At 72.3% G+C, this 21,091-nt stretch carries 17 protein-coding genes; 10 read left to right on the top strand and 7 right to left on the bottom strand.

The annotated features are described in order from the left end of the window. Positions 1–21: 21 nt before the first annotated feature. From SM450_RS03475 to SM450_RS03460, 4 genes are all read right to left on the bottom strand, one after another. The gene (locus tag SM450_RS03475; RefSeq protein ID WP_474618168.1) at positions 22–2,463 is read right to left on the bottom strand and encodes a glycoside hydrolase family 2 protein; all 2,442 of its coding nucleotides are present in this window, start codon (positions 2,461–2,463) and stop codon (positions 22–24) included. Further along, positions 2,460–3,320, bottom strand: a complete 861-nt coding sequence (locus tag SM450_RS03470; RefSeq protein WP_474618167.1) for a carbohydrate ABC transporter permease — start codon at positions 3,318–3,320, stop codon at positions 2,460–2,462. Before SM450_RS03470 ends, SM450_RS03475 begins: the two co-directional genes overlap by 4 nt. Then, positions 3,317–4,330: a carbohydrate ABC transporter permease gene (locus tag SM450_RS03465; RefSeq protein WP_474618166.1), complete on the bottom strand. Its 1,014-nt coding sequence runs from the start codon at positions 4,328–4,330 to the stop codon at positions 3,317–3,319. The genes SM450_RS03470 and SM450_RS03465 overlap by 4 nt, the downstream gene beginning before the upstream one ends. A gap of 82 nt (positions 4,331–4,412) precedes the next feature. Next, positions 4,413–5,696: an ABC transporter substrate-binding protein gene (locus SM450_RS03460; RefSeq protein ID WP_474618165.1), complete on the bottom strand. Its 1,284-nt coding sequence runs from the start codon at positions 5,694–5,696 to the stop codon at positions 4,413–4,415. A gap of 350 nt (positions 5,697–6,046) precedes the next feature. Between SM450_RS03460 and SM450_RS03455 the strand changes: the two genes are divergently transcribed. Beyond that, positions 6,047–7,066, top strand: a complete 1,020-nt coding sequence (locus SM450_RS03455; RefSeq protein ID WP_474618164.1) for a LacI family DNA-binding transcriptional regulator — start codon at positions 6,047–6,049, stop codon at positions 7,064–7,066. Positions 7,067–7,092: 26 nt separating this feature from the next. On the opposite strand, the gene SM450_RS03450 is transcribed toward SM450_RS03455, so the two are convergent. Beyond that, a complete protein-coding gene (locus SM450_RS03450; protein ID WP_474618363.1) occupies positions 7,093–9,651 on the bottom strand; it encodes a putative bifunctional diguanylate cyclase/phosphodiesterase in 2,559 nt (852 codons plus the stop codon). Positions 9,652–9,972: 321 nt separating this feature from the next. Between SM450_RS03450 and SM450_RS03445 the strand changes: the two genes are divergently transcribed. Beyond that, positions 9,973–10,356 (top strand): PH domain-containing protein, encoded by a 384-nt coding sequence (locus tag SM450_RS03445; protein ID WP_474618163.1) that lies wholly within the window; start codon positions 9,973–9,975, stop codon positions 10,354–10,356. On the opposite strand, the gene SM450_RS03440 is transcribed toward SM450_RS03445, so the two are convergent. Further along, positions 10,350–11,276, bottom strand: coding sequence for a 2-hydroxyacid dehydrogenase (locus tag SM450_RS03440; RefSeq protein WP_474618162.1), 927 nt, complete (start codon positions 11,274–11,276; stop codon positions 10,350–10,352). The two genes, SM450_RS03445 and SM450_RS03440, sit on opposite strands and share 7 nt — an antisense overlap. A gap of 141 nt (positions 11,277–11,417) precedes the next feature. Between SM450_RS03440 and SM450_RS03435 the strand changes: the two genes are divergently transcribed. The 8 genes from SM450_RS03435 (at position 11,418) to SM450_RS03400 (ending at position 20,399) form a co-directional block, all read left to right on the top strand. After that, positions 11,418–13,223, top strand: coding sequence for a SpoIIE family protein phosphatase (locus SM450_RS03435; protein ID WP_474618161.1), 1,806 nt, complete (start codon positions 11,418–11,420; stop codon positions 13,221–13,223). Between the two features lie 123 nt (positions 13,224–13,346). Continuing rightward, positions 13,347–14,522 (top strand): PQQ-dependent sugar dehydrogenase, encoded by a 1,176-nt coding sequence (locus SM450_RS03430; protein ID WP_474618160.1) that lies wholly within the window; start codon positions 13,347–13,349, stop codon positions 14,520–14,522. A 54-nt stretch (positions 14,523–14,576) separates the two neighbouring features. Continuing rightward, complete coding sequence (locus SM450_RS03425; RefSeq protein WP_474618159.1) at positions 14,577–16,196, top strand: metallophosphoesterase family protein; 1,620 nt, start codon at positions 14,577–14,579, stop codon at positions 16,194–16,196. Positions 16,197–16,404: 208 nt separating this feature from the next. Next, a complete protein-coding gene (locus tag SM450_RS03420) occupies positions 16,405–17,571 on the top strand; it encodes a glycosyltransferase (protein ID WP_474618158.1) in 1,167 nt (388 codons plus the stop codon). Further along, the gene (locus SM450_RS03415; RefSeq protein ID WP_474618157.1) at positions 17,568–18,887 is read left to right on the top strand and encodes an aromatic ring-hydroxylating oxygenase subunit alpha; all 1,320 of its coding nucleotides are present in this window, start codon (positions 17,568–17,570) and stop codon (positions 18,885–18,887) included. The genes SM450_RS03420 and SM450_RS03415 overlap by 4 nt, the downstream gene beginning before the upstream one ends. Next, complete coding sequence (locus SM450_RS03410; RefSeq protein ID WP_474618156.1) at positions 18,884–19,396, top strand: aromatic-ring-hydroxylating dioxygenase subunit beta; 513 nt, start codon at positions 18,884–18,886, stop codon at positions 19,394–19,396. The genes SM450_RS03415 and SM450_RS03410 overlap by 4 nt, the downstream gene beginning before the upstream one ends. A gap of 84 nt (positions 19,397–19,480) precedes the next feature. Beyond that, the gene (locus tag SM450_RS03405; protein ID WP_474618155.1) at positions 19,481–19,873 is read left to right on the top strand and encodes a carboxymuconolactone decarboxylase family protein; all 393 of its coding nucleotides are present in this window, start codon (positions 19,481–19,483) and stop codon (positions 19,871–19,873) included. Next, on the top strand, positions 19,863–20,399 hold the full coding sequence (locus tag SM450_RS03400; RefSeq protein WP_474618154.1) for a hypothetical protein: 537 nt from the start codon (positions 19,863–19,865) through the stop codon (positions 20,397–20,399). The genes SM450_RS03405 and SM450_RS03400 overlap by 11 nt, the downstream gene beginning before the upstream one ends. On the opposite strand, the gene SM450_RS03395 is transcribed toward SM450_RS03400, so the two are convergent. Continuing rightward, positions 20,342–20,998, bottom strand: a complete 657-nt coding sequence (locus SM450_RS03395) for a flavodoxin family protein (protein ID WP_474618153.1) — start codon at positions 20,996–20,998, stop codon at positions 20,342–20,344. The genes SM450_RS03400 and SM450_RS03395 overlap by 58 nt on opposite strands. Positions 20,999–21,091 lie beyond the last annotated feature (93 nt).

Here is a 21,091-nt window from a genome sequence, read left to right as displayed (position 1 = left end):
GCGTTAAGCGGGGGCCCCTCCTTACATGTTCACGCAGCGCAAGGCGGGGCGGCGGATCAGCGCCGCCGCGTCGAGCGGCGCGGGCGCGCGCACGGTGAACGCGGTGCTCTCCCCCGGCAGCAGCGTCACCAGCGCGGTGTCGACCTGCGCGGACGGGTCCAGCCGGTCCGGGAACAGCGTCAAGTCGCGCAGCACCGTCCGGGCGGTCACCACGATCCGCTGGCCGCCGTCGGTCGGCTCGACAGTCGCGTCCCACTCCGCCGCCGGCCACTCGACGTCGCGGTCCTCCGCGAAGAACCACAGCGCCCGCTCCGCGGTGTCGCCGGCCTCCGCGACAAGCAGCTCGCGGCGGCCCTCGTCCGGCCGCGCCAGCTCCGCCGGCAACGTCCAGACCACCGAGGAGTACGCCGGGACGTCGAGGTCGACCGAGGTCTTCGCCCTCGGCTCCCCGGTGACGGTGACCCGGGTGACAGTGGCCGGCGCGGTCCACGCCTGCGCGGTCTCGTTCACCGCGACCAGCGCCAGCCCGCCCCCGCGCGGCTGCACGGTGAGCAGCCGGTCGGCGTAGGCGCGGCGCAGCGCGTACCAGAGGGGTTTGCGTCGGCCGTCGCCGTCGACGGCGGCCCAGGAGGTGACCGGCCAGCAGTCGTTGAGCTGCCACACGATGGTGCCCATGCAGACGGGCCGGTGCGCGCGGAAGTGCTCGACGCCGAGTTGGATGGCGCGGGCCTGGTTGAGCTGGGTGAGGTAGTGCCAGTCGTCGAAGTCGGCGGGCGGCGGGAAGTGGGCGTCGAGGCCACGTTGGAGCTTGCGGTCCCCGTCGGCGGCCTTCTGGTGATGGGCCATGCCTGGTGAGTCGTGTGCGAGGGGTTCGTCGGAGATGGCCCGGCGCAACGTCGCGTACGCGGGTGGCCCCTGGTAGCCGAACTCGGCGACGAAGCGCGGCACGTACTCGCGGTATCTGGTGTAGTCGTCGTCGTTCCAGACGGTCCAGATGTGCATGGTGCCGTGCGCCGGGTCGTTGGGGTGGATGTCCTCCCGCCCGGACCAGGGGCTGCCCGGCCAGTAGGGCACGGTCGGGTCCAGCTCGCCGACGACCGCGGGAAGCAGTTCCAGGTAGTAGCCCCGCCCCCAGGTGCGGCCGGCGAGCGGTTCCTGCCAGTCCCAGTCGTGCCAGCCCCAGATGTTCTCGTTGTTGCCGGTCCAGAGCACCAGCGACGGGTGCCCGGCGAGCCGGGCCACCTGCTGCCGGGCCTCCGCCTCGACCTCGGTGCGGAACGGCTCCTCCTCCGGGTACGCCGCGCAGGCGAAGAGGAAGTCCTGTTGCACGAGCAGCCCGAGCGTGTCGGCCAGTTCGTAGAAGTCGTCCGACTCGTAGCGCCCGCCGCCCCAGACCCGCAGCAGGTTGACGTTCGCGTCGACCGCCTGCCCGAACCGCTGCGCCAGGCGTTCCCGGGTGACCCGGTTTCCGAAGGCGTCGTCGGGGATCCAGTTGACGCCCCTGACGAAGACCGGCACGCCGTTGACGTGCAGCGTGAACGGGGTGCCGTGGGCGTCGGGCGTGGTGTCCAGCCGCACCGAACGGAAGCCGATCCGGCGGTATGCGGCGTCCAGGTCCCGGCCGTCGGCGGCGTGCAGCGTGACGTCCAGGTCGTGCAGCGGCTGGTCGCCGTACCCGACCGGCCACCACAGCGCGGGGTCGGGCACGGTGAGGGTGAACGCGGCGGCCCGCTCCCCCGCCGGCACGGTGACCTCGGCGGTGACCCCGGCGACTGCGGCGCGGACGGTGAGCGGCTCGTCGGCGGCCCGCTCCACCTCGACGTGCAGTTCCACCCGGCCGGCGCCGTCGACCACCGTGACGAGCGGCCGGACCGACGCGAGCCGGGCGGTGGACCAGGCGTGCAGGCCGATCTCCTGCCAGATGCCGGCGGTGACCACTGTCGGTCCCCAGTCCCAGCCGAAGTTGCAGGCGGTCTTGCGGATGAAGTGGAACGGCTCCGGGTACGCGTTGGGCCGGTCGCCGAGCCGGTCCCGGTGCGCCTCGGCGTAGCGGTAGGGCGAGTCGAAGCGTACGGCCAGGGTGTTGTCGCCGGGACGCAGCAGCGCCCGGACGTCGAACCGGTATCCGCGGTGCTGGTTCTCGGTGCGGCCGACCTCGACGTCGTTGAGCGTGACAGTGGCGACCGTGTCCAGGCCGGCGCAGACCAGGTCCACCCGATGATCGTCGCCGGGTCGCCAGGCGAACGTGGTCCGGTAGACCCAGTCGGTGCGCCCGATCCAGGTGAGCCGGTTCTCGTTGTCGTCGAGGTACGGGTCGGGGATGAGGCCGGCCGCCAGCAGGTCGGTGTGCACACATCCGGGTACGGTCGCCGGCACCGCCGTCCCGGCGATCTCCGGTGGCGCCGCCGGGCCGGGCTCGGCCCGCAGCGTCCAACCCTCGTGCAGCAGCGTGGAACGGCTCACGACTTCACCGCGCCTTCCATGATTCCGCGGACGATCTGGCGTCCACCGATGAACAGCATGAGCAGCAGGGGGATGGTGGCGATGAACGCGCCGGCAAGCACCCGACGGTAGATGACGTAGTTGCCGCTGGCCAGGTCGGAGACCGCCACCATGGAGGTCGGGAAGTCGGTGCCGCTGAGCGTGATCAGCGGCCACTGGAAGTCGTTCCAGGTGGCCACGAACGTGAGCAGGCCGAGCACGGCGAGGGCCGGGCGGATCGCGGGCAGCACGATGGTGGCGTACACCCGCATGGTCGTGGCGCCGTCGACCCGGGCCGACTCGACAAGCTCGTCCGGGACGGTGTTGAGGATGAACTGCCGCATGTAGAACACGCCGAACGCGGTGACCAGGCCGGGGGCGATGACCGCGAGCAGCGTGCCGTTCCAGCCGAGCTTGCCCATCACGATGTAGAGCGCGACGATGCCGAGCTGGTTGGGCACGGTGAGCGTGAGCACCACGAAGAGCATCAGCGCGTTGCTGCCCTTGAAGCGCAGCTTGGCGAACGCGAACCCGGCGAGCGAGCAGAAGAACAGCACCGAGGCGGTCACCACTGTCGACACGATCACGCTGTTGACGAGCGAGGCGGCGAAGTAGACGTCCTGGAGGGAGAAGACCTCGTCGACGTTCGTCAGGAACCTGTCGCCCGGGACGATCGCCGGTGGGAGCTTCGCCAGCGCCTCGTCGTTGCTCGTGGCGATGACGAACATCCAGTAGAGCGGGAACGCGGCGAACAGCATGCTCACCGCGAGCAGCAGGTAGGTCCAGAGACCGGCCGGGGTGTCCTGCGGGGCCCGGGCCACCACACGTCGTGTCGTCACCGACGACCTCCGGAGAGTCGGTTGGTCAGCAGGTAGTTCAGGCCGGCGATGATCAGGATGATCAGGAACAGGGCCCAGGACATGGCCGCGGCGTAGCCGAGGTTGAGGTCCTTCCAGCCGACCTTGTAGATGAGCTGGGCGATGGTCTGCCACTCGCCGTTCGGCCCGCCGGTGGCGGCCTGGGCGTTGGGGTCGAAGAGCATCGGCTCGGTGAACAGTTGCAACCCGCCGATGGTGGAGAGGATCACGGTGAACAGGACGATCGGCTGGATCATCGGGACGGTGATCCGCCAGAGCTGCTTCCACTGGTTGGCGCCGTCGATGGCGGCGGCCTCGTAGACGTCGCGCGGGATGGACTGCATGGCGGCCAGGTAGAGCAGCGCGTTGTAGCCGATCCACTTCCAGTTGACCATGGTGGCGATGGCGATCCAGGCGTGCAGCTTGTCGGCCCGCCAGTCGATCGGGTCGTCCGCGCCGCCGATGCCGAGCAGGCTGAGGACCCAGTTGGCCATGCCGAAGTCGCGGGAGAAGAAGACGCTGAACACCATGCTCGAGGCCACGATCGGCGTCACGTACGGCAGCAGCACGCCGACCCGCCACCAGGTCTGCGCCCGCAGCTTCCGGTTGAGCAGCGAGGCGACAAGCAGGGCGAGCAGCAGTTGCGGCACGGTGGAGAGCAGGAAGATGCCGAACGTGTTGTAGAGCGCGTTCCAGAAGTCCTCGTCGGCGACGAGCCGGCTGAAGTTCTCGACGCCCGCCCAGTAGGGCAACGTCGGGTCGTCCAGGCGGTAGTTGCGCAGCGCGACCACCGCGTTGAACAGCAGCGGGAAGAGCCCGAACACGAGGAAGAGCAGGAAGAACGGCGCGATCATGAGGTACGGCATGTAGCGCATGTCGAAGCGGTACAGCCGGTTGCGCCAGGTCAGTCGCCGCTCGTCGGCCCCGGAACGGCCGCGCTCCGGCGCGGGTCGGCGGCTCGGCGACGCGGGCGCGGCACGGGTGCTTGACATCGGGTCACTCCAGGGCCGGGGAGGGTGGACGGGTACGCCGGCGCCGGAGCGGGTCGGGTCCCGCTCCGGCGCCTGTGGCACGTCAGGACTTGGCGGCCTTCTCGGCTTCCTTGACCGCCTCGTTCCAGGCGGCGTCCGACTTCAGCGACTTGTTCTCCACCCGCCGGATGACGTTCTCCACCGCGACCCGGGTCGGGCCGTTCTTCTTGCCCAGGTACTGCGGGGTGAGGCCCTGCGCCATCGTCGGGAAGATCTGACCGACCGGGGCGTCGTTGAAGAACGGGTTCTTGAAGTCGGCGATGGCCGGGTCGGTGTAGAGCGCCGGCTGGGACGGGAGGTTGCCGACCTTCTTGAAGATCTCGATCTGCTGCTCCGGCGCGACAAGCCACTCCAGCAACTTGTACGCCTCGTCGACGTGCTTGCCCTGCTTGGGGATGGTCAGGAACGAGCCGCCCCAGTTGCCGCCGCCACCGGGCACCGCGGCGATGTCCCACTTGCCCTCGGTGCCGGGCGCGGTGTCCTTGATGTGGCCGAGCATCCACGCCGGGCAGGCGAGGACGGCGAACGCGCCGCTTGTGAAGCCCTTGTCCCAGTCGGCCTGGAAGCTGACCAGGTTGGCCGAGAGGCCGGCGTCGACGGCCTTGACCGTGTAGTCGAAGGCGACCTTCGGGCCGCCGTCCATCTGGAGCTGCTCCTGGTCGTTGTAGAAGCCGACCTGCTGCTGCCCGAGGACCGGGTTGAACAGGTTGGTGCCGGCGTCGAGGAACTTCTTCTTGGTCCTGCCGGTGTACTGCTGGCCGACCTCGATGAACTTGTCCCAGGTGGGCCAGAGCGCGGAGACCTGGTCGCGGTCCGTGGGCAGGCCGGCGGCGGAGAACAGGTCGGTGCGGTAGCACATGGCCAGGCCGCCGACGTCGGTACCGAGGCCGATCTGCGTCTTGCCGTCCGCCGACAGCGACTGCTTCCACTTCCAGGGAAGATATTTGCTCTCGTACGACCCGGCACCCTTGTCCAGCAGGTTGACGAACTTGTCGGACTGGCTGCGGAACTGGACCATGAAGCCCTCGTCGATCGCCGCGATGTCCGGCGCGCCGTTGCCGGCGACGAGCTTCTTCTGCAGGTCCTCGTGCTGGGCGTTGTACTCGCCCGAGTTGAGCTGGATCTTGACGTTCTTGTGCTCGGCCTCGTACCTGGTCTTGAGGTCCTGGAGGCCGAAGTCGCCCCAGAAATTGATCTTCAAGGTGACCTGACCGTCGGCCGCGTCCGAGCCGCCGGTGGTGCTCCTGCCGCTGCATGCGGCGACCATGACCAGGCTGAGGGCGCCGACGGCGGCCGTGCGCGCCACGTGCGTCCAGGACCGTTTCATGTCATCCTCCGCGCCGAATGGGAACGCTCCCGATATCGAGAGACGTTGACTGAACCGGATAAGTGACGCCACCGTACGGTCCGCCTCTGGCAGTGTCAACGGCCGATTAACAGGGCGGCCGTTCGGTAACCTCCACGGCGGTTTTCCGGCGCGATCATGCGTGGTGGAGCGCTTTCCGGAGCACGCTCACCGCACCGACAGTCGTACGCTGAACCGGGCAAGTGCCGCACTGTGCGCGGTTCAGTCCCCGCCGGTTCGCCGGCGTACCGGTGCAGTAGCGTCACACCCGCCGGCCACCCCGGCGGTCGAGCAGCGCCCGCGAGGGCCGGACACAGGGGAGGAACGCTTCGGTGAAGCGGCCGACCATCGCCGACGTCGCCAGGCGCGCCGGAGTCTCCAAGGGCGCGGTGTCGTACGCGCTGAACGGGCAACCAGGCGTCTCCGAGGCGACCCGCCAGCGCATCCTGGCGATCGCCGCCGAGATCGGGTTCAGCCCGAGCAGCGCCGCCCGGGCGCTCTCCGGCGCCACCGCCAAGGCGGTCGGGCTGGCGCTGTGCCGGCCCGCCCGGATACTCGGCATCGAGCCGTTCTTCATGGAGCTGATCAGCGGCGTCGAGGCCGAACTGTCGGCCCGCTCGTACGCGCTGACGCTCCAGGTGGTCGCCGACCAGGACGCCGAGATCGCGGTCTACCGCAGGTGGTGGGCCGAACGCCGGGTGGACGGCGTCTTCGTCTGCGACCTGCGCACCGAAGACAGGCGGGTGCCCGCGCTTGAGGAACTGCAACTGCCCGCCATGGTCATCGGCGGCCCCGGGCACACCGGCGGCCTGGCAAGCGTCTGGTCCGACGACGCGGCGGCCCTGGTCGAGACGGTGGAATACCTGGTCGCGCTCGGGCACCGGCGGATCGCCCGGGTCGGCGGGCTCCCGACGCTGCTGCACACCGAGATCCGCACCGACGCGTTCATCGACGTGTGCGCGCGACTCGGGCTGGACGAGGCGAGCACCGTCTGGTCCGACTACACGGGCGAGGAGGGCGCCCGGGCCACCCGCCGGCTGCTCAGCTCCGCCAACCGCCCGACCGCGGTGATCTACGACAACGACGTGATGGCGATCGCCGGGCTCTCCGTGGCCCAGGAGATGGGCCTGGCCGTCCCCGGCGACCTGTCCATCGTGGCCTGGGACGACTCGCCGCTCTGCCAGCTCGTGCACCCGCCGCTCACCGCGCTCGGCCGGGACATCCCGGCGTACGGCGCGCACGCCGCCCGGCAACTCCTCGCCGTGATCGCCGGCGCGGAGGTGACGGGCGTGCAGGACGAGACCGCCCACCTCACCCCGCGCGGCAGCACCGCACCACCCCGCATCCGCTGAACCGGTTCAGCTTCCACCACGACTTGTCACCGCGACGGCGACGGGAACTCCTCGAACCACGCCTCGACCCGCTCCGCCGTCGCCGGCCGGGCCAGCGCGAAGCCCTGGCCGTACCGGCAGCCGGCCCGCCGCGCGCCGGCCACCTGGCCGTCCGACTCCAGCCCCTCGACCACCACCTCCACGCCGAGCCGGCTCCCCAGGTTCGCCACCACGTCGATGAGCGGGCGCTGCCCGTCGGCGCCCGGCGCGACCAGGTTCGGACCGACCTTGAGCAGGTCGATCGGCAGCCGGCGGAGCTGGGCGAGCGAGGCGTGCTCGGCACGGAAGTCGTCGAGCGCGGTGCGGACGCCGAGCGACCGCAGGCCGGCGAGCCGGGCCACCACCGTGGACAGCTCCGCTCCCACCGCCGGCTCGGCCACCTCCACCACCAGCCGCTCCGGCGGCACGTCGTACGCCGCGAGCGCGGTCGCCGTCCGCGCCACGAAGTCCGTCGCGGTCAGCTCCCGGGGGGTGACGTTCACCGCCATCCACAGCTCCCGGCCCCCCTCCGACCAGGAGGCGAGCTGCCGGCAGGCCCGGTCCACCACCCACCACCCGACCTCGCCGAGCAGGTCGAGGTCGGCGGCCACCGGCAGCAGCTCCGCCGGCAGCACGGTGCCCAACGCCGGGCTGCGCCAGCGCAGCAGCGCCTCGGTGCCCACCGGCAGCCGGTCGGCGAGCGCCACCACCGGCTGGTAGACCAGGTCCAGCTCACCACGGGCCACCGCGCCGGGCAGCTCCCGCTCCAGGTCGAGCCGGCGGACAAGCTGCTCCTCCAGGTAGGCGTCGTACCACTCGACCCGGTCCCGGCCGAGCTGCACCGCACGCCGCCGGGCCAGGTCGGCCTGGCGCAGCACGTCCTCCGGATCGCCGCCGGTGGTCTCCGCCAGCCCGATGCTGGCCCGCACGTGGACCACGCCGCCCGGACCGGGGTACGGCTCGGCGAGCGCGGCAAGCAGCCGGTTCCCCAGCGCGTACGCCGGCACCGGCCCGAGATCGGTGAGCACGGCGAACCCGGCGTCCTCGACGCGGGCGACCAGGTCGTGGGCGCCGCAGCCGGCGCGCAGCCGCCGCCCCACCTCGGCCAGGACCGGCCCGGCCGGCGCCACGTCGTCGTCGTGCAGGTCCACCACGAGCAGCGCGCCACCGCTGCGCAGCGGCAACGCCCGCACCAGCTCGGCCCGGGTCAACGGCGCCGGCTCAGAGGCGTCGCCGTCCCCGCCGACGAGGCGCCGCAGCCACTCCTCGCTCGCCGCGAGCCGCTCCACCCGGTGCCGCTGGTCGGCGGCGGCAAGCAGCTCGCTCACCATGATCGGCGGAATGATCGACAACCCCAGGGCCATGGCCGCCGGGGTGAACTCCCCGACCGTACCCAGATGCACGCCGGCGGCCAGGGCGGCGATGCCGGCCGGCGCGGTGAGCCGGGGCCACGCGGCCGGCGCGGCGCCCCGACGCGGTCGCTCCCCGGCCGAGGTACGCCGCGCGCCGGCGGCGGTGAGCAGCGCGCCGGCCAGCACCGGCGGCGCGACGGCCGACAGGGCCCGGTCCGGGGCGTCGTACGCCAGCAGCACCACGAGCAGCGCCAACCCGCCGAGCGTGAGCCCGGCCCCGGCGTGGCAGCGCGCGGCTCCCGGCCGCCGCCGGCGTTCGGCGAGCGCGGCCATCGCGAGCACGGCGAGCGTCACCGCCCCACCCACGCTGGCGACCAGCGCGGCCGGCGGCACCGGCCCGGCGGGCAGCAGCATCCAGCCGGCGAAGACCAGGCTGACGCCGAGGGCGAGCGCGTCGACCGCCCGACGCAGCCGCTCGCGACCGGGAAGCCGGGAACGGCCGGGCAGGCGGAGCAGGGCGGTGGCGTAGAGCGGCGTGGCGAGGCCCAACCCGACCAGCGCGACAGGCAGCCGGTGCCCCCGATCGCTAAGCGGCAGCACCGCGACGGTGAGCCCGGCGACCAGGACGGCGGCGTCGAGGATCGCGGCGACCCGGCGGGACAGCGCCACCCGTCGCGCCTGCCGCCCGGTCGCCGAGCCGCCCGCCCAGCCCACCACGGGCGCGGTGACCCGCCACTCCGACGGGTGGCGCGCCTCCACCGGGCCGGCCCGGTGCCCCACGTACGGCGCGGGACGCCGAGGGACCGCGTCGGCGTGCCTCAGGTCCGGGCCGACGAGCCAGGTAGGGGCCGACGCGGAGTCGCCCGGGGCACGGCCGGCGCGGTCCGCCGAAGACGGCCCCCGGCCACCCACCGGATCGGCGTGACGCGTGGAGCCCGCAGCCGGGTCGGGCGCGCGACTGACGTGGCGCACGGGAGTCGACGCGGGATCGTCCCGGCCACGGTCGGCGTGGCGGGTGGGGGGCGGCATGGGCGGGACGCCTGCGAGCCAGGCGAGGCGGACGCAGGCGAGGGCGGAGCCACCGGCGACGGCGAGCGCTGCGGCGGCCAGGCCGGGCACGAGCCCGGCGATGCCCGCCAGCAGGAAGAACGCGCCGCTGAGCGACACGGCGAGGTCGGGCAGGAGGGGCCACCGGCGGGGACCGGTGGGAGGCATGACGGGCACGGCGGTCGCCTTCGTGAGGGGGCACGGGGCGGTGCGGTTGCGGTGCGGCGTGCGGGTTGCCCGGGTGGGCATGGCTGCATCGGCGGGGACCGATGCGGCCATGCCTAGAAACGATTCCGGACGCGGCGGGTGACGCGACACCACTAGTGACGTCCGTCACAGCCCATGCGAGCGCCACTGAGGAAGCAGCTAGATCTTGGTACGAAACGGCCCCTGGAGGGGCCATTCCCTACCAAGATCTCCCAGGTCGGGGTTGCGCCGACGGGGCGACCGGGGCGGGAGTGTGGGCTGGGCGGGTGGGATCATCGGAGGGTGAGCCGCGCCGACACCGTCCATTTCCGCCACAACCAGGCCATCCTGGTGGCCGCGATCGTCGCCTTCATCGGCGCGCTGCCGCTGGCCACCGCCCGCTGGTGGCTGCTCTGGGTGCTGCTCGTCCCGCTCGTGATCGGAATCTGGGTGTGGCGGGCCGGCACCGATGCCGACGCCCGGGAGCTGCGACTGCGCGCCCTGGTCGGGCAACGACGGGTGCCCTGGGACCGGGTGACCGAGCTGGGCGGCGGCCCCCGTGGCCGGGTGGTCGTCCGACTCGACGACGGTCAGGTGCTGACGCTGCCCGCGGTCCGCGCGACCGATCTGCCCCGGCTGATCTCCGCCACCGGCCAGGCGCCGCCCGGCGACAGCGCCAGTCAGTAGCCGTCGGTCACCCGGTTCGCCAGTTCCTCCCCGGCCACGAAGCGGCGTAGCTGCGCCCCCACCAGCCGGTACGCGCGCGGCAGCAGGCCGCGCACCGACCCGGCTACGTGCGGGGTGAGCAGCACGTTCGGAAGCTCCCACAGCGGATGGTCGGCGGGCAGCGGCTCCGGGTCGGTGACGTCAAGCGCGGCCCGCAGCCGTCCCGACTCCAGCTCGGCGAGCAGTGCCGGCGTGCGGGCCACCGGACCCCGTGCGGCGTTCACAAGCAACGCGCCGTCCGGCATCGCGGCGAGGAACCGCTCGTCGACCAGGCCCCGCGTCTGCTCGGTAAGCGGCACCAGCAGCACCACCACGTCCGCCGTGGGCAGCAGGGTGGGTAGCTCGGCCACCCCGTGCACCTCCTCGTCCGGGCGCGGCGTGCGGGCGACCAGGGTGAAGCTCACCTCGAACGGGGTGAGCCGGGCACGCACCGCCGCGCCGATCGAGCCGGCGCCGACGATCAGCACCCGTTTGCCGGCGAGTTCGTCGGTCGGGGCCACCTCGTCGTACGCCCATTCCCGGCGGGCCTGGGCGCGGGCCAACGGCGCGAACCCGCGCAGCGCGGACAGGATCGCGGTGACCACCCACTCCGCGGTGGCGGAGTCGTGCACGCCCCGGGCGTCGCAGAGCGTCACACCCGCCGGGATCCGCCCCACCCAGGCGTCCGCGCCGGCGGAGAGAAGCTGCACCACCTCGACGTCCGGCAGCTCGGCCAGGAACGCTCCGGCGTCCGCGCCGGAGAGGAAGGGGGGCACCCAGAACCGCACGCCCTCCGGCGCGGAGGGGGGCCGGGCCGGATCCGTGAGGGTTTCCACGGTGACGTCTGGGGGCAGTTCGCCGAGCAGTCGGCGACCCTCGGGGTGCGGGATCCATGCCTTCACGACCGTCGACGATATCCGTACCCGCAGGTCGGCGCCGTTCGGGCCGTGACGAACGCCGCGCTGCGGGTCGGACACACGTGCGACAGGGTTTAATCGGGGACGGACGCCTGCCGGCGTCGCGACGCGCAGGACAGGGGGCCGATGAGCGAGGACGACCCGGAGCGGAAGGCGGCGCCGATTCCCGCGCTTGCCGATCCCGACCGGCTACGGTCCCTCGACGAGACCCGCCTCGACGCGGTGCCCGACGAGGCGTTCGACAGGTTCGCCCGGCTGGTCGGCGACCTGCTCGACGTGCCTGTCGCGCTCGTTTCCCTGGTCGACGCCGACCGCCAGTTCTTCCCCGGCGAGACCGGGCTGTCGCAGCCCTGGGCGGCCCGCCGGGAGACCCCGCTCAGCCACTCGTTCTGCCAGCACGTCGTCGACATCGAGACGCCGATGGTGCTGCCCGACGCCCGCCTCTACCCCCGGGTCCGGCAGAACCTCGCCATCGAGGACCTGGGCGTGGTGGCGTACGCGGGGATGCCGCTCACCGACCTGGACGGGCGAGTGCTGGGCTCGCTCTGCGCGATCGACAGCAAGCCGCGGGCCTGGACGAAGGAGCAGTTGCGGACGCTCGCCGACCTGGCCGCCGCCTGCTCCTCGGAGCTGCGGCTGCGGATCGCGGTCCGCAGCGCCGAGCAGGCCCGTCGCCGCGCCGAGGAGGCGCACGACCGGCTCGCCATGCTGGCCGGGATGAGCGAGATGCTCGGCGGCACGCTCGACCTGGGCACCGCCGTCGACCGCCTCGCGCACGCCATGGTCCCGCTGCTGGCGGACTGGTGCCTGATCACGCTTGTCGATCCGGCGGGGCGACCCCGCGGCATCTCCGGCGCGCACCGCGACCCCGAGCGCGAGGCCGATCTGCACCATTTCGCCCAGTTGCTTGTCACCGGGCTCGGTCCGGAGTCGCTGATCCGGTCGGTGGTGCGCAACGGCCGGCCGGTGATGCGCGCCACCGCCGGCCTCGAAGACGTGGCGCGCGGCACCACCCGTCCGGAGCTGGTGCCGCTCGCCGAACGGCTCGGCGTCGGTTCCCACCTGACGGTGCCGATCACCGCCGTCGGCGACCGGGTGATCGGCACCGTCTCGCTCGTCAACCGTCCGGGCCGGCGCGGCTTCGACACGAGCGACCTGCGGACCGCGCAGGACATCGGGGTACGAGCCGGGCAGGCGGTCGGCAACAGCCGGCTCTACGGCGAGCAGCGGCACGTCGCGGAGGTGCTCCAGCACAGCATGCTGCCGGTGCTGCCGACGGTGCCGGGGATCGAGCTGGCCGCCCGTTACCTGCCGGCGGCGGACCGGGTCGAGGTCGGCGGCGACTGGTACGACGCCTTCGTCCAGCCCGACGGCGAGCTGGTCGCCGCGATCGGCGACGTCGCCGGCCACGACATCGAGGCCGCCGCCACCATGGGCCAGTTGCGCAACCTGGTCCGTGGCAACGCGTACGGGCGGGACGATCCGGTGGAGGACCTGGTGGCCAACCTCGACCGGGCGATCGGCGGACTGCGGGTGCCCACGGTCGCCACCGCCGTGCTGGCCCGGATCCGCCCGGTCGACGGCGGGCTGCGGGTCCACTGGTGCAACGCCGGGCACCCGCCACCGCTGCTGATCCGCGCCGACGGCACGGTGTCGGTGGCGGAGGGTCGCGGTCCCCTGCTCGGCCTGGCCCGCCCGCCCCGACGCGCCGGGCGGACGGTGACCCTCGCCCCGGGCGACACCCTGTTGCTGCACACCGACGGCCTCATCGAACGCCGGGACCAGCCGATCGACGAGGGGCAGGCGGAGCTTGTCGAGCGGCTCGCCGCCGACGGGCCCCAGGTCCCGCTGGCCGTCCTCTGCGACCGCCTCCTCGCCGCCGCGGACCGCCGCGAGGACGACGTCGCCATGCTCGCCCTGCGGGCCGGCTGACCGTCGGACACCGCCGGCCGCACCGAGGCCCGCAGTCGGGGCCGGCGGACGCGGGGGCGCCCAGGCGGCGTACCGGCTCCCGGCAGCGTCGATGCGCCGGCGCGTCCGGCTACGCTGGGTCGGGTGAGCCCGCGTCTGACGTACCCCCGCATCCTCCGCCTCCGGACGGCGCTGGCGGCGTCCGGCGCGGCACTGCTGTTGGCTGCCGCCGGCTGCTCCCTCGGCGAGCCCGAGCCGGACCCGGCCGGCGAGCCGCCCAACCTGCCGACGCCCTCGGGCCCGGCCAGTTCCGGCGGGGCGAACCAACAGGTGGTGGCCACGGTGCTGGCGAAGGGGCTGGAGGTGCCGTGGGCGATCGCGTTCCTGCCCGACGGCGCGGCGCTCGTCACCGAGCGCGACAGCGGGCGGATCCTCCAGGTCGGCCCGGAGTCCGGGCCGGACGGGCTCACCGTGCGCCCGGTGCAGACGGTGCCCGGCGTGGCCTCCGGCGGTGAGGGCGGCCTGCTCGGCATCGCCGTCTCCCCCGGATACGCGCGGGACCGCACGGTCTTCGTCTACTACACCGCCGAGGACGACAACCGGATCGCCAAGCTGCAACTCGGCCAGGCGCCGACGCCGATCCTCACCGGCATCCCCAAGGCCGGCAACCACGACGGCGGCGGGTTGGCCTTCGGCCCGGACGGTTTCCTCTACGCGAGCACCGGGGACGCCGGGCGCACCGAGAACGCCCAGGACCCAAAGAGCCTCGGCGGCAAGATCCTGCGGATCACCCCGGCCGGAAAGCCGGCCCCGGGCAACCCGACCGCCGGTTCCCCGGTGTGGTCGTCCGGGCACCGCAACGTGCAGGGCTTCGCCTGGATGCCGGACAAGAAGATGTACGCCGTGGAGTTCGGCCAGAACACCTGGGACGAGATCAACCAGATCAACCAGGGCGGCAACTACGGCTGGCCGCAGGTGGAGGGGCGCGGCGAGGACAAACGCTACGTGGACCCGATCGTGCAGTGGCGCACCGGCGACGCCTCCTGCTCCGGGCTGGCCGCGGTGGAGCGGTTGCTCGTCACCGCCTGCCTGCGCGGTCAGCGGCTGTGGCTGGTCGAGCTGGCCGACAACGGGACCGTCCTCGGCCAGCCGCGTGAGCTGCTCACCGGCCGGTACGGTCGGCTGCGTGCCGCGACCTTGGCGCCGGACGGCTCGATCTGGGTGAGCACCTCGAACCGGGACGGCCGGGGCAAGCCGGCGGCCGAGGACGATCGGATCCTGCGTCTGGTCTTCGCCGACGGCGGCGCGGGCCGGAGCTGATCCGCTTCCGACAGGTTTGCCAAGATCACACAGTGGGCAGGTCAGAATCTCAGCATGGACGGCCAGGAGAACGAAGAGCAGCGCGCCGGAGACGTGACGTCCCCGGCCACCGGGCGTGCCCGCCGCCTCCCGGCGTGGCGGCCCGGCGCCCGCCTGCGCCGGGTGGGCGTGGTGCTGGCCCTGCTCGCGGTCACGGTCGGCGGCATCGTGATCGGCACGTACGCCGGTGGTCACGTCGGCACCGACATCGGCCCGTTCCGGGCCGAACTGAAGCTCAGCCCGTCACTGGGCGGCGGCACCACCGTCGACATCCCGCCGCTCGGCGCGCTGCTGCTCGACAGTCACGACGGCCCGGCGTACCTGACCGTCGAGGTGGGCTCGCTTGACCAGGGGCGCACCGAGGCGCTCATCGGCGACCCGGCGAGCATCAGCCGGGCCAGCCAGTCCGCGGTGGAGGACGTCCGCGGCGGGGTGATGCGGCTCGGGCTGCGGACGCTCGCGTCGACGGTGCTTGCCACCCTGATCCTGGCCGGGCTGGTCTTCCGCGACGTGCGGCGTACCGCCTGGGCCGGCGGGCTGTCGCTCGCCGTCACCGCCGGCAGCCTCGGCCTGGCCGCGGCCACGGTGCGCCCGCAGGCGATCGAGGAGCCCCGGTACGAGGGCCTGCTTGTCAACGCGCCGGCGATCGTGGGTGACGCGCGGCGGATCGCCAACGACTACACGAAGTACGCCGAGCAGTTGCAGCGGCTTGTCGGCAACGTCAGCAAGCTCTACACCACCGTCTCCGCGCTGCCCGTGGTGCAGCCGTCCCCGGGCACCACCCGGGTGCTGCACGTCTCCGACATGCACCTCAACCCCACCGGCTGGCAGTTGATCCGCACGGTGGTCGAGCAGTTCGGCATCGACGTGGTGATCGACACCGGTGACCTCACCGACTGGGGCAGCGAGCCGGAGGCGTCCTACGTCGGCTCGATCGGCCTGCTCAAGAAGCCGTACGTGTACATCCGCGGCAACCACGACTCGCCGCGCACGGCTGCGGTGGTGGCCCAGCAGCCGAACGCGGTCGTGCTGAACAACTCCGTCACGACGGTCGGCGGGCTGACCATCGCCGGCATCGGAGACCCCCGGTTCACCCCGGACAAGGAGACCTCACCGGCCGGCAGCGGCCTCACCGCGGCGGTCGCCGACCAGGTCATCGGTGCCGGTGAGCAACTCGCCGCCACGGTCGAGAAGTCGCCCCGGAAGGTGAACATCGCGCTTGTGCACGACCCGGCGTCGGCCGGCCCGCTCTCCGGCGTCTGCCCGCTCGTGCTCTCCGGGCACGCCCACGCCCGTCAGGTGTCGAAGCTGCCGCAGGCGCCGGGCCAGCAGCCGACGACGCTGATGGTGGAGGGCTCGACCGGCGGGGCCGGGCTGCGCGGGCTGGAGGGTGAGAAACCCACCCCGCTTACCATGTCGGTGCTCTACTTCGACGAGCAGAAGCTGCTCCAGGCGTACGACGAGATCACCGTGGGCGGCACCGGCCAGTCGCAGGTCAACCTGGAACGGCACGTGATCGGGGACCCGGCGAAGGGCGACCAGGTGCCGGTCACCCCGACGCCCACGCGCGGCGCGCCGGAGTCGTCGTCGCCGTCGGCGAGCGCGACGTCCCCGAGCCCGACAACCACCGGCTGACCGGGCCGCCGTTCGCCGGCCGGCCACGCTCCGCGACGTCTGCGGCACGCAGAGGCATTGACATCGATCGCACCTCCCGGCAGGCTTTGTAAAACCGTCTTCGGCAGACGAAGAACCGGGTTTCTTCAGTTGTGCAATTGATTCTCGAAAAACGTAGCGCCGCGATTCGGTAGTCCCGACTCTCTTCTTCCGATGGATCGGAGATCTGATGCGCGTCGCCCTGCTCACCACGACTCAGCATGGTCACCTGAACCCGTACGTCCCGGTGGTCAGGGCGCTCCAGACCGCCGGTAGCGAGGTGGCACTGCTGCTGTTGTCCGCCGACGGTGGCGCGCTCGACGAGCAGCGTCGCCAGGCCCTGGGCAAGGCGCGGATCCACCGGGTCGGGCACGTCGAGATGGCACCGTGGAGCGGCGACCCGGCGAAGATCGGCCCGATGCTCGAGTCGTCGCCGGTGGCGGACCGGACGACCGAGGCGATCCGTGCGGTGGAGCCGGACTTCGTGCTCGTCGACTCGCTGCCGGTCACGGCGGCGGCCATGGTCGGCACCCGTGCCTCAGGTGTGCCGTACGGAATGACCTGGGCCAACCTTGGCGGAGTGTGCCCGGCCGAGCACCGGCGGGGCCGCTGGGCGTACGACGAGCAGGTAGGCGGCTATCTGACCCGGCACGGGGTGCGGTGGTCGACCCGGACCCACTCCGCGCGGTCGCCGATCCTCAACCTGATGCCGACGATCCCCGCCCTCGTCGGGGCCGACGCGGTCACCGACGACGGCGTGCGACTGGTCGGGCTGCCCGGCACGACGGGGATCCGCGGCGACGAGGTCGCCTTCTCGGGCCTGGACCGGCTCGACCCCGACCGCCGGGTGGTGTTCGTCTCCTTCGGCACCATCTTCTACCGGCGACCGGACCTGCTGCGCACGGTGATCCTCGGGGCGGCGGCGACAGGCGCGCAGGTGATCGCCGCGGTGGGTGACCTCGCCGCGGAGCTGGCGCTCCCCGACGACGTGCTCACCGCCCCCTACCTGCCGCAACGTGAGGTGCTCGCACGCGCCGACGTGTTCGTCACCCACGGCGGCTACAACTCGGTGGCGGAGTCGATCCGGGCGGCGACACCGATGCTTGTGATCCCGCTGGCGGTGGACCAGCCCATCCAGGCGCACTTCGTGGGTCGCGCGGGCTTCGGCACGGCGTTGGAGCCGGCCGGTGTCACCGGGGAGGCGGTCACCGCCGCCGTCGCCGACCTGCTCGATCCCGCCCGGGACTACCGGGCCCGGCTGCGCGCCGCGCAGCCGGAGTGCGGCGACTCCGCCGCACGCACGGCCGAGCTGGTGGTCAGCACGGTCGAGACGCTGCCGCGACAGGGGGCACGGTGACGATCGAACTGCGGCGGCCGGTGGACGACCCGATCGTGCTCGACGATCCCGAGCACCTCTCCTTCCGGGTGGACCGCCGCGCCTACACCGACGAGGACGTGGCCGCTCGGGAGCTGACCAGGATATTCGACAGTTGCTGGCTGTACGTCGGGCACGAGTCGGAGGTGCCGGGGCCGGGCGCGTACGTGGCCCGCGACGTCGGCGGGCGTCCGGTGGTCATGGCGCGCGGGTCCGACGGGGCGATCCGGGTCTTCGCGAACAGTTGCACCCACCGCGGGGCCCTGATCTGCTCGCAGCCGGCCGGGCGGGTGACATCGTTCCGGTGCCCGTACCACGACTGGACGTTCTCCAATCAGGGCGACCTGGTCGGGGTCCCGATCCCGGACGGGTACGGACCGGGCTTCCGCAAGGCGGACTTCGGCCTCGCGCGGCACCGCAGCGACAGTTACCGCGGATTCGTGTTCGTCACCTTCGATCCGCAGCAGCCCCGCACGCTGACCGAATACCTGGCGGGCGCGACGGAATACCTCGACCTGATCGACGACCAGTCCGAGGTCGGGATGGAGGTGCTCCAGGGCGCGCAACTGCACGGGGCCCGGGCCAACTGGAAGCTCATGATGGAGAACAGCGTCGACATCTACCACTTCCGGGCCCTGCACAAGCGCTACGTCAGCTACATGCAGTCGCTGGGGTCGGTGCCGCCCCGACGGCGGGGCGGCTTCGGTCGCGCCCTCGGGCTGGGCCACGGAGCCAACGAGCTGCCCCCGGCGGCGGCCCGCCCGCTCGCCTACTGGACGCCTATGTTCGGCACCGAGGTCCGGCCCCGGATCGAGGCGACGGCCGCGCGGTTCGCCGACAGGTTCGGCGCCGAACGCGCCCAACGGATCACCGGCACCAATCGCGCGCTGCTCGTCTTTCCCAACCTGATGATCATCGACGCGATCGCCATCACGATCCGCAAGATCGATCCCGCCGGCGCCGACCGGATGGCCATCACCTCGGTCGCCCTGGCTCCCCGGGACGAGGACCCGGACATCCGGGAGCTGCGCAAGAGCCACTACCTGACGTTCCTCGGCCCCGCCGGCTTCGCCACCCCCGACGACATCGAGATCATCGAATCGTGCCAGCGGGGCTACCGCAACCGCGCGGTCCGCTACTCGGACCTGTCCCGGGGCATGAACAAGGCGGTCCCGGAGACGACCGACGAGCTTCCCGCCCGCGAGTTCTGGCGGCAGTGGGACAGGCTGATGCACGGCGACGACGGTCACCACGAGGTCGCCCGCCGGGCCGGAACGCAGGAGGCGGAACCACGATGACCATCGAGCTGACCGTCGACGAGACGGCCCGGGTGCGGTTGTGGCACCGGGTGAGCCAGTTCCTGTTCCGCGAGGCGCGGCTGCTCGACGAGTGGCGCCTGCGCGAGTGGTACGACGAGATGCTTACCGACGACATCCGCTACTCCGTGCCGGCCACCGACGTCCGCGACGGGTCGGCCGACGCGCTCGGGCTCATCGACGACGATGCCGCCCGGCTGCGCCAGCGCGTCGAACAGCTCCTCAACGACGAGGTGTGGTGCGAGAACCCCCGGTCACGCACCAACCGGATGATCGGCAACGTGGAGATCCTGACCGATCGGGGCACCCACCTCGACGTGGCGGCGAACGTCGTCGTGCACCGGTTCGGGCACGGGCGCTCCGACGCCTACGTCGGCAAGTACCGCTGCGAGCTGGTCGTCGAGGACGAGTCGTTCCGGGTCCGGCGACGGGTCGTGGTGCTCGACCACGAGACGTTGTACGAGCACGGCAAGCTCAGCATCATCCTGTGACCGGGCAGTGACGGCGGCCGGCATCGGCAACGCCCCACCCGTTGCCACCACCCACCTGTTCGGCCCTATGCGAGGAGTCGATCGATGAGCCAGCCGGATGTCCGACACGAGCGGGGCGTGGCCATGTTCCAGCAGGTCTTCGGCCGCGAACCGCGTCCGGGTTCCTACCCGGAGTTTCTGCGCATCACCGTCGACCACCTGTTCGGCGAGATCTGGACCCGCCCCCATCTCAGCGTCGAGGAGCGCGAACTTGTCGCGCTGACCGCGGTCGCGCTGGCCCGGACCGACTGGGAGCTGCGCGGCCACATCGGCGCCGCCCTGCACCTCGGGATGTCCCGCGAGAAGATCGTCGAGGTCATCATCCAGCTCGCCTACTACGGCGGCTGGCCGGTGGCCAACAACGGGCTGCGCGTCGCCCAGGAGGTCTTCGCCGAGGTGGACGCCGCCGCGGGGAAGGACGCGGACCGTGACCGGTGACCCGTCCCCTCTCGACCCGGCCGAGAAGGTCGACCTGTGGCGTCAGCGGTTCTTCGAGGCCCAGGCAGCCGCGGAGGAGTTCGTCCTGGCCGAGCACGGCGAAGCGGGCCTGGCCGCGTGGATCCAGGCGAACTCCCGGATCACGGCGGAGCTGCTGCGGGCGCAACAGCCCGCCGGGATGTCCGCCACCGATCACTTCATGACCCGGCTGCGCAACCAGTTGTTGCTGTACGACTCGGCTGTGACAAGTGAGCCCGAGCCGTCGGGCACCGTCCTGCGCAACGCCGACTGCGGGATCCTCAGATACCGCAGGCGGGCCGCCCGCGCGGGCGTCGTGCTGACGTTCTCGTCGCCGTGCGCGTACTGCCAGGCGCTCAACACCGCCATCGCCGCCCGCTACGTCGAGCGGGACGTCACGGTGTCGTGCGAACAGGCGGGCGACGGGTGCACCTGGCGCGCGGAGTCCCCTCAGCCCCGGGGAGGCGACGCCGCCGGGTCGCCGCAGCGGGGACGGGCCGGCGACTGAACCACCGTCAGGACCGTGCGGTCCGGGGCCGCCGACCGGCTGCCGTCGAGCGTCATGCCGAGTTGCCGGCCCACGGCCACGCACAGGTCGATCGCCGCGGTGCGGGTCAGATCCTGGTGCTCGTTCTGGGTGACGCACGCCGACGCCACGTTCCGGTTCCGCAGGCGCAGGTACCACGGGAACAACGCGCCAAGCGCGGGCTCGGTAAGCATCGTCCGTGAATGCACGATCGTGCCCACAAGCAGGTTGCCGAACGGGCGTCGCGGCGCGTTCATGTAGCTCTTCAGGCGTTCCTGGAAGATCTTCAGCACGGCGGGCACGTTCCCGGCGTACACCGGCATGGCGAGCAGCATGGCCTCCGCGCCCTCGGCCAGCTCGACGACGTGCGCGAAGTCGTCGTCGAGCGTGCACCGGCCCACCTCGGGATCGAGGCAGGTGTCCTCACCCTCACACATCGCGATGCGATGGTCGATCAACCGGATCCGCTGGATCTCCGCGTCGCCGACCTCCCGGACGAGGCCGGCGACCGCCGCGTCGAGCAGCGCGTCGGTCACCGACGGCAGGCGCTTCTGCGTGCAGGACAATGCGACGATCTTCATCCGGAGGGCCTCCCCTGTCCGCTCGGCGCCGCCCGGGAGCGGCCACCTGACGAAGCCCCGTGGCCGTCACGCGGAGGCAGCCTCAACCTACCG

This window comes from Micromonospora marincola, assembly GCF_056150385.1.
The sequence above is the reverse complement of the archived record's forward strand: the minus strand, read 5'-3'. Positions and strand labels throughout refer to the sequence as shown.

Bases quoted from the DNA above. Each gene is read 5' to 3' on its own strand.
- SM450_RS03465 (WP_474618166.1), bottom strand. From the start codon at position 4,330: ATGTCAAGCACCCGTGCCGCGCCCGCGTCGCCGAGCCGCCGACCCGCG.
- SM450_RS03395 (WP_474618153.1), bottom strand. From the start codon at position 20,998: ATGAAGATCGTCGCATTGTCCTGCACGCAGAAGCGCCTGCCGTCGGTG.
- SM450_RS03425 (WP_474618159.1), top strand. From the start codon at position 14,577: ATGGACGGCCAGGAGAACGAAGAGCAGCGCGCCGGAGACGTGACGTCC.
- SM450_RS03405 (WP_474618155.1), top strand. From the start codon at position 19,481: ATGAGCCAGCCGGATGTCCGACACGAGCGGGGCGTGGCCATGTTCCAG.
- SM450_RS03420 (WP_474618158.1), top strand. From the start codon at position 16,405: ATGCGCGTCGCCCTGCTCACCACGACTCAGCATGGTCACCTGAACCCG.
- SM450_RS03410 (WP_474618156.1), top strand. From the start codon at position 18,884: ATGACCATCGAGCTGACCGTCGACGAGACGGCCCGGGTGCGGTTGTGG.
- SM450_RS03435 (WP_474618161.1), top strand. From the start codon at position 11,418: ATGAGCGAGGACGACCCGGAGCGGAAGGCGGCGCCGATTCCCGCGCTT.
- SM450_RS03450 (WP_474618363.1), bottom strand. From the start codon at position 9,651: ATGCCTCCCACCGGTCCCCGCCGGTGGCCCCTCCTGCCCGACCTCGCC.
- SM450_RS03460 (WP_474618165.1), bottom strand. From the start codon at position 5,696: ATGAAACGGTCCTGGACGCACGTGGCGCGCACGGCCGCCGTCGGCGCC.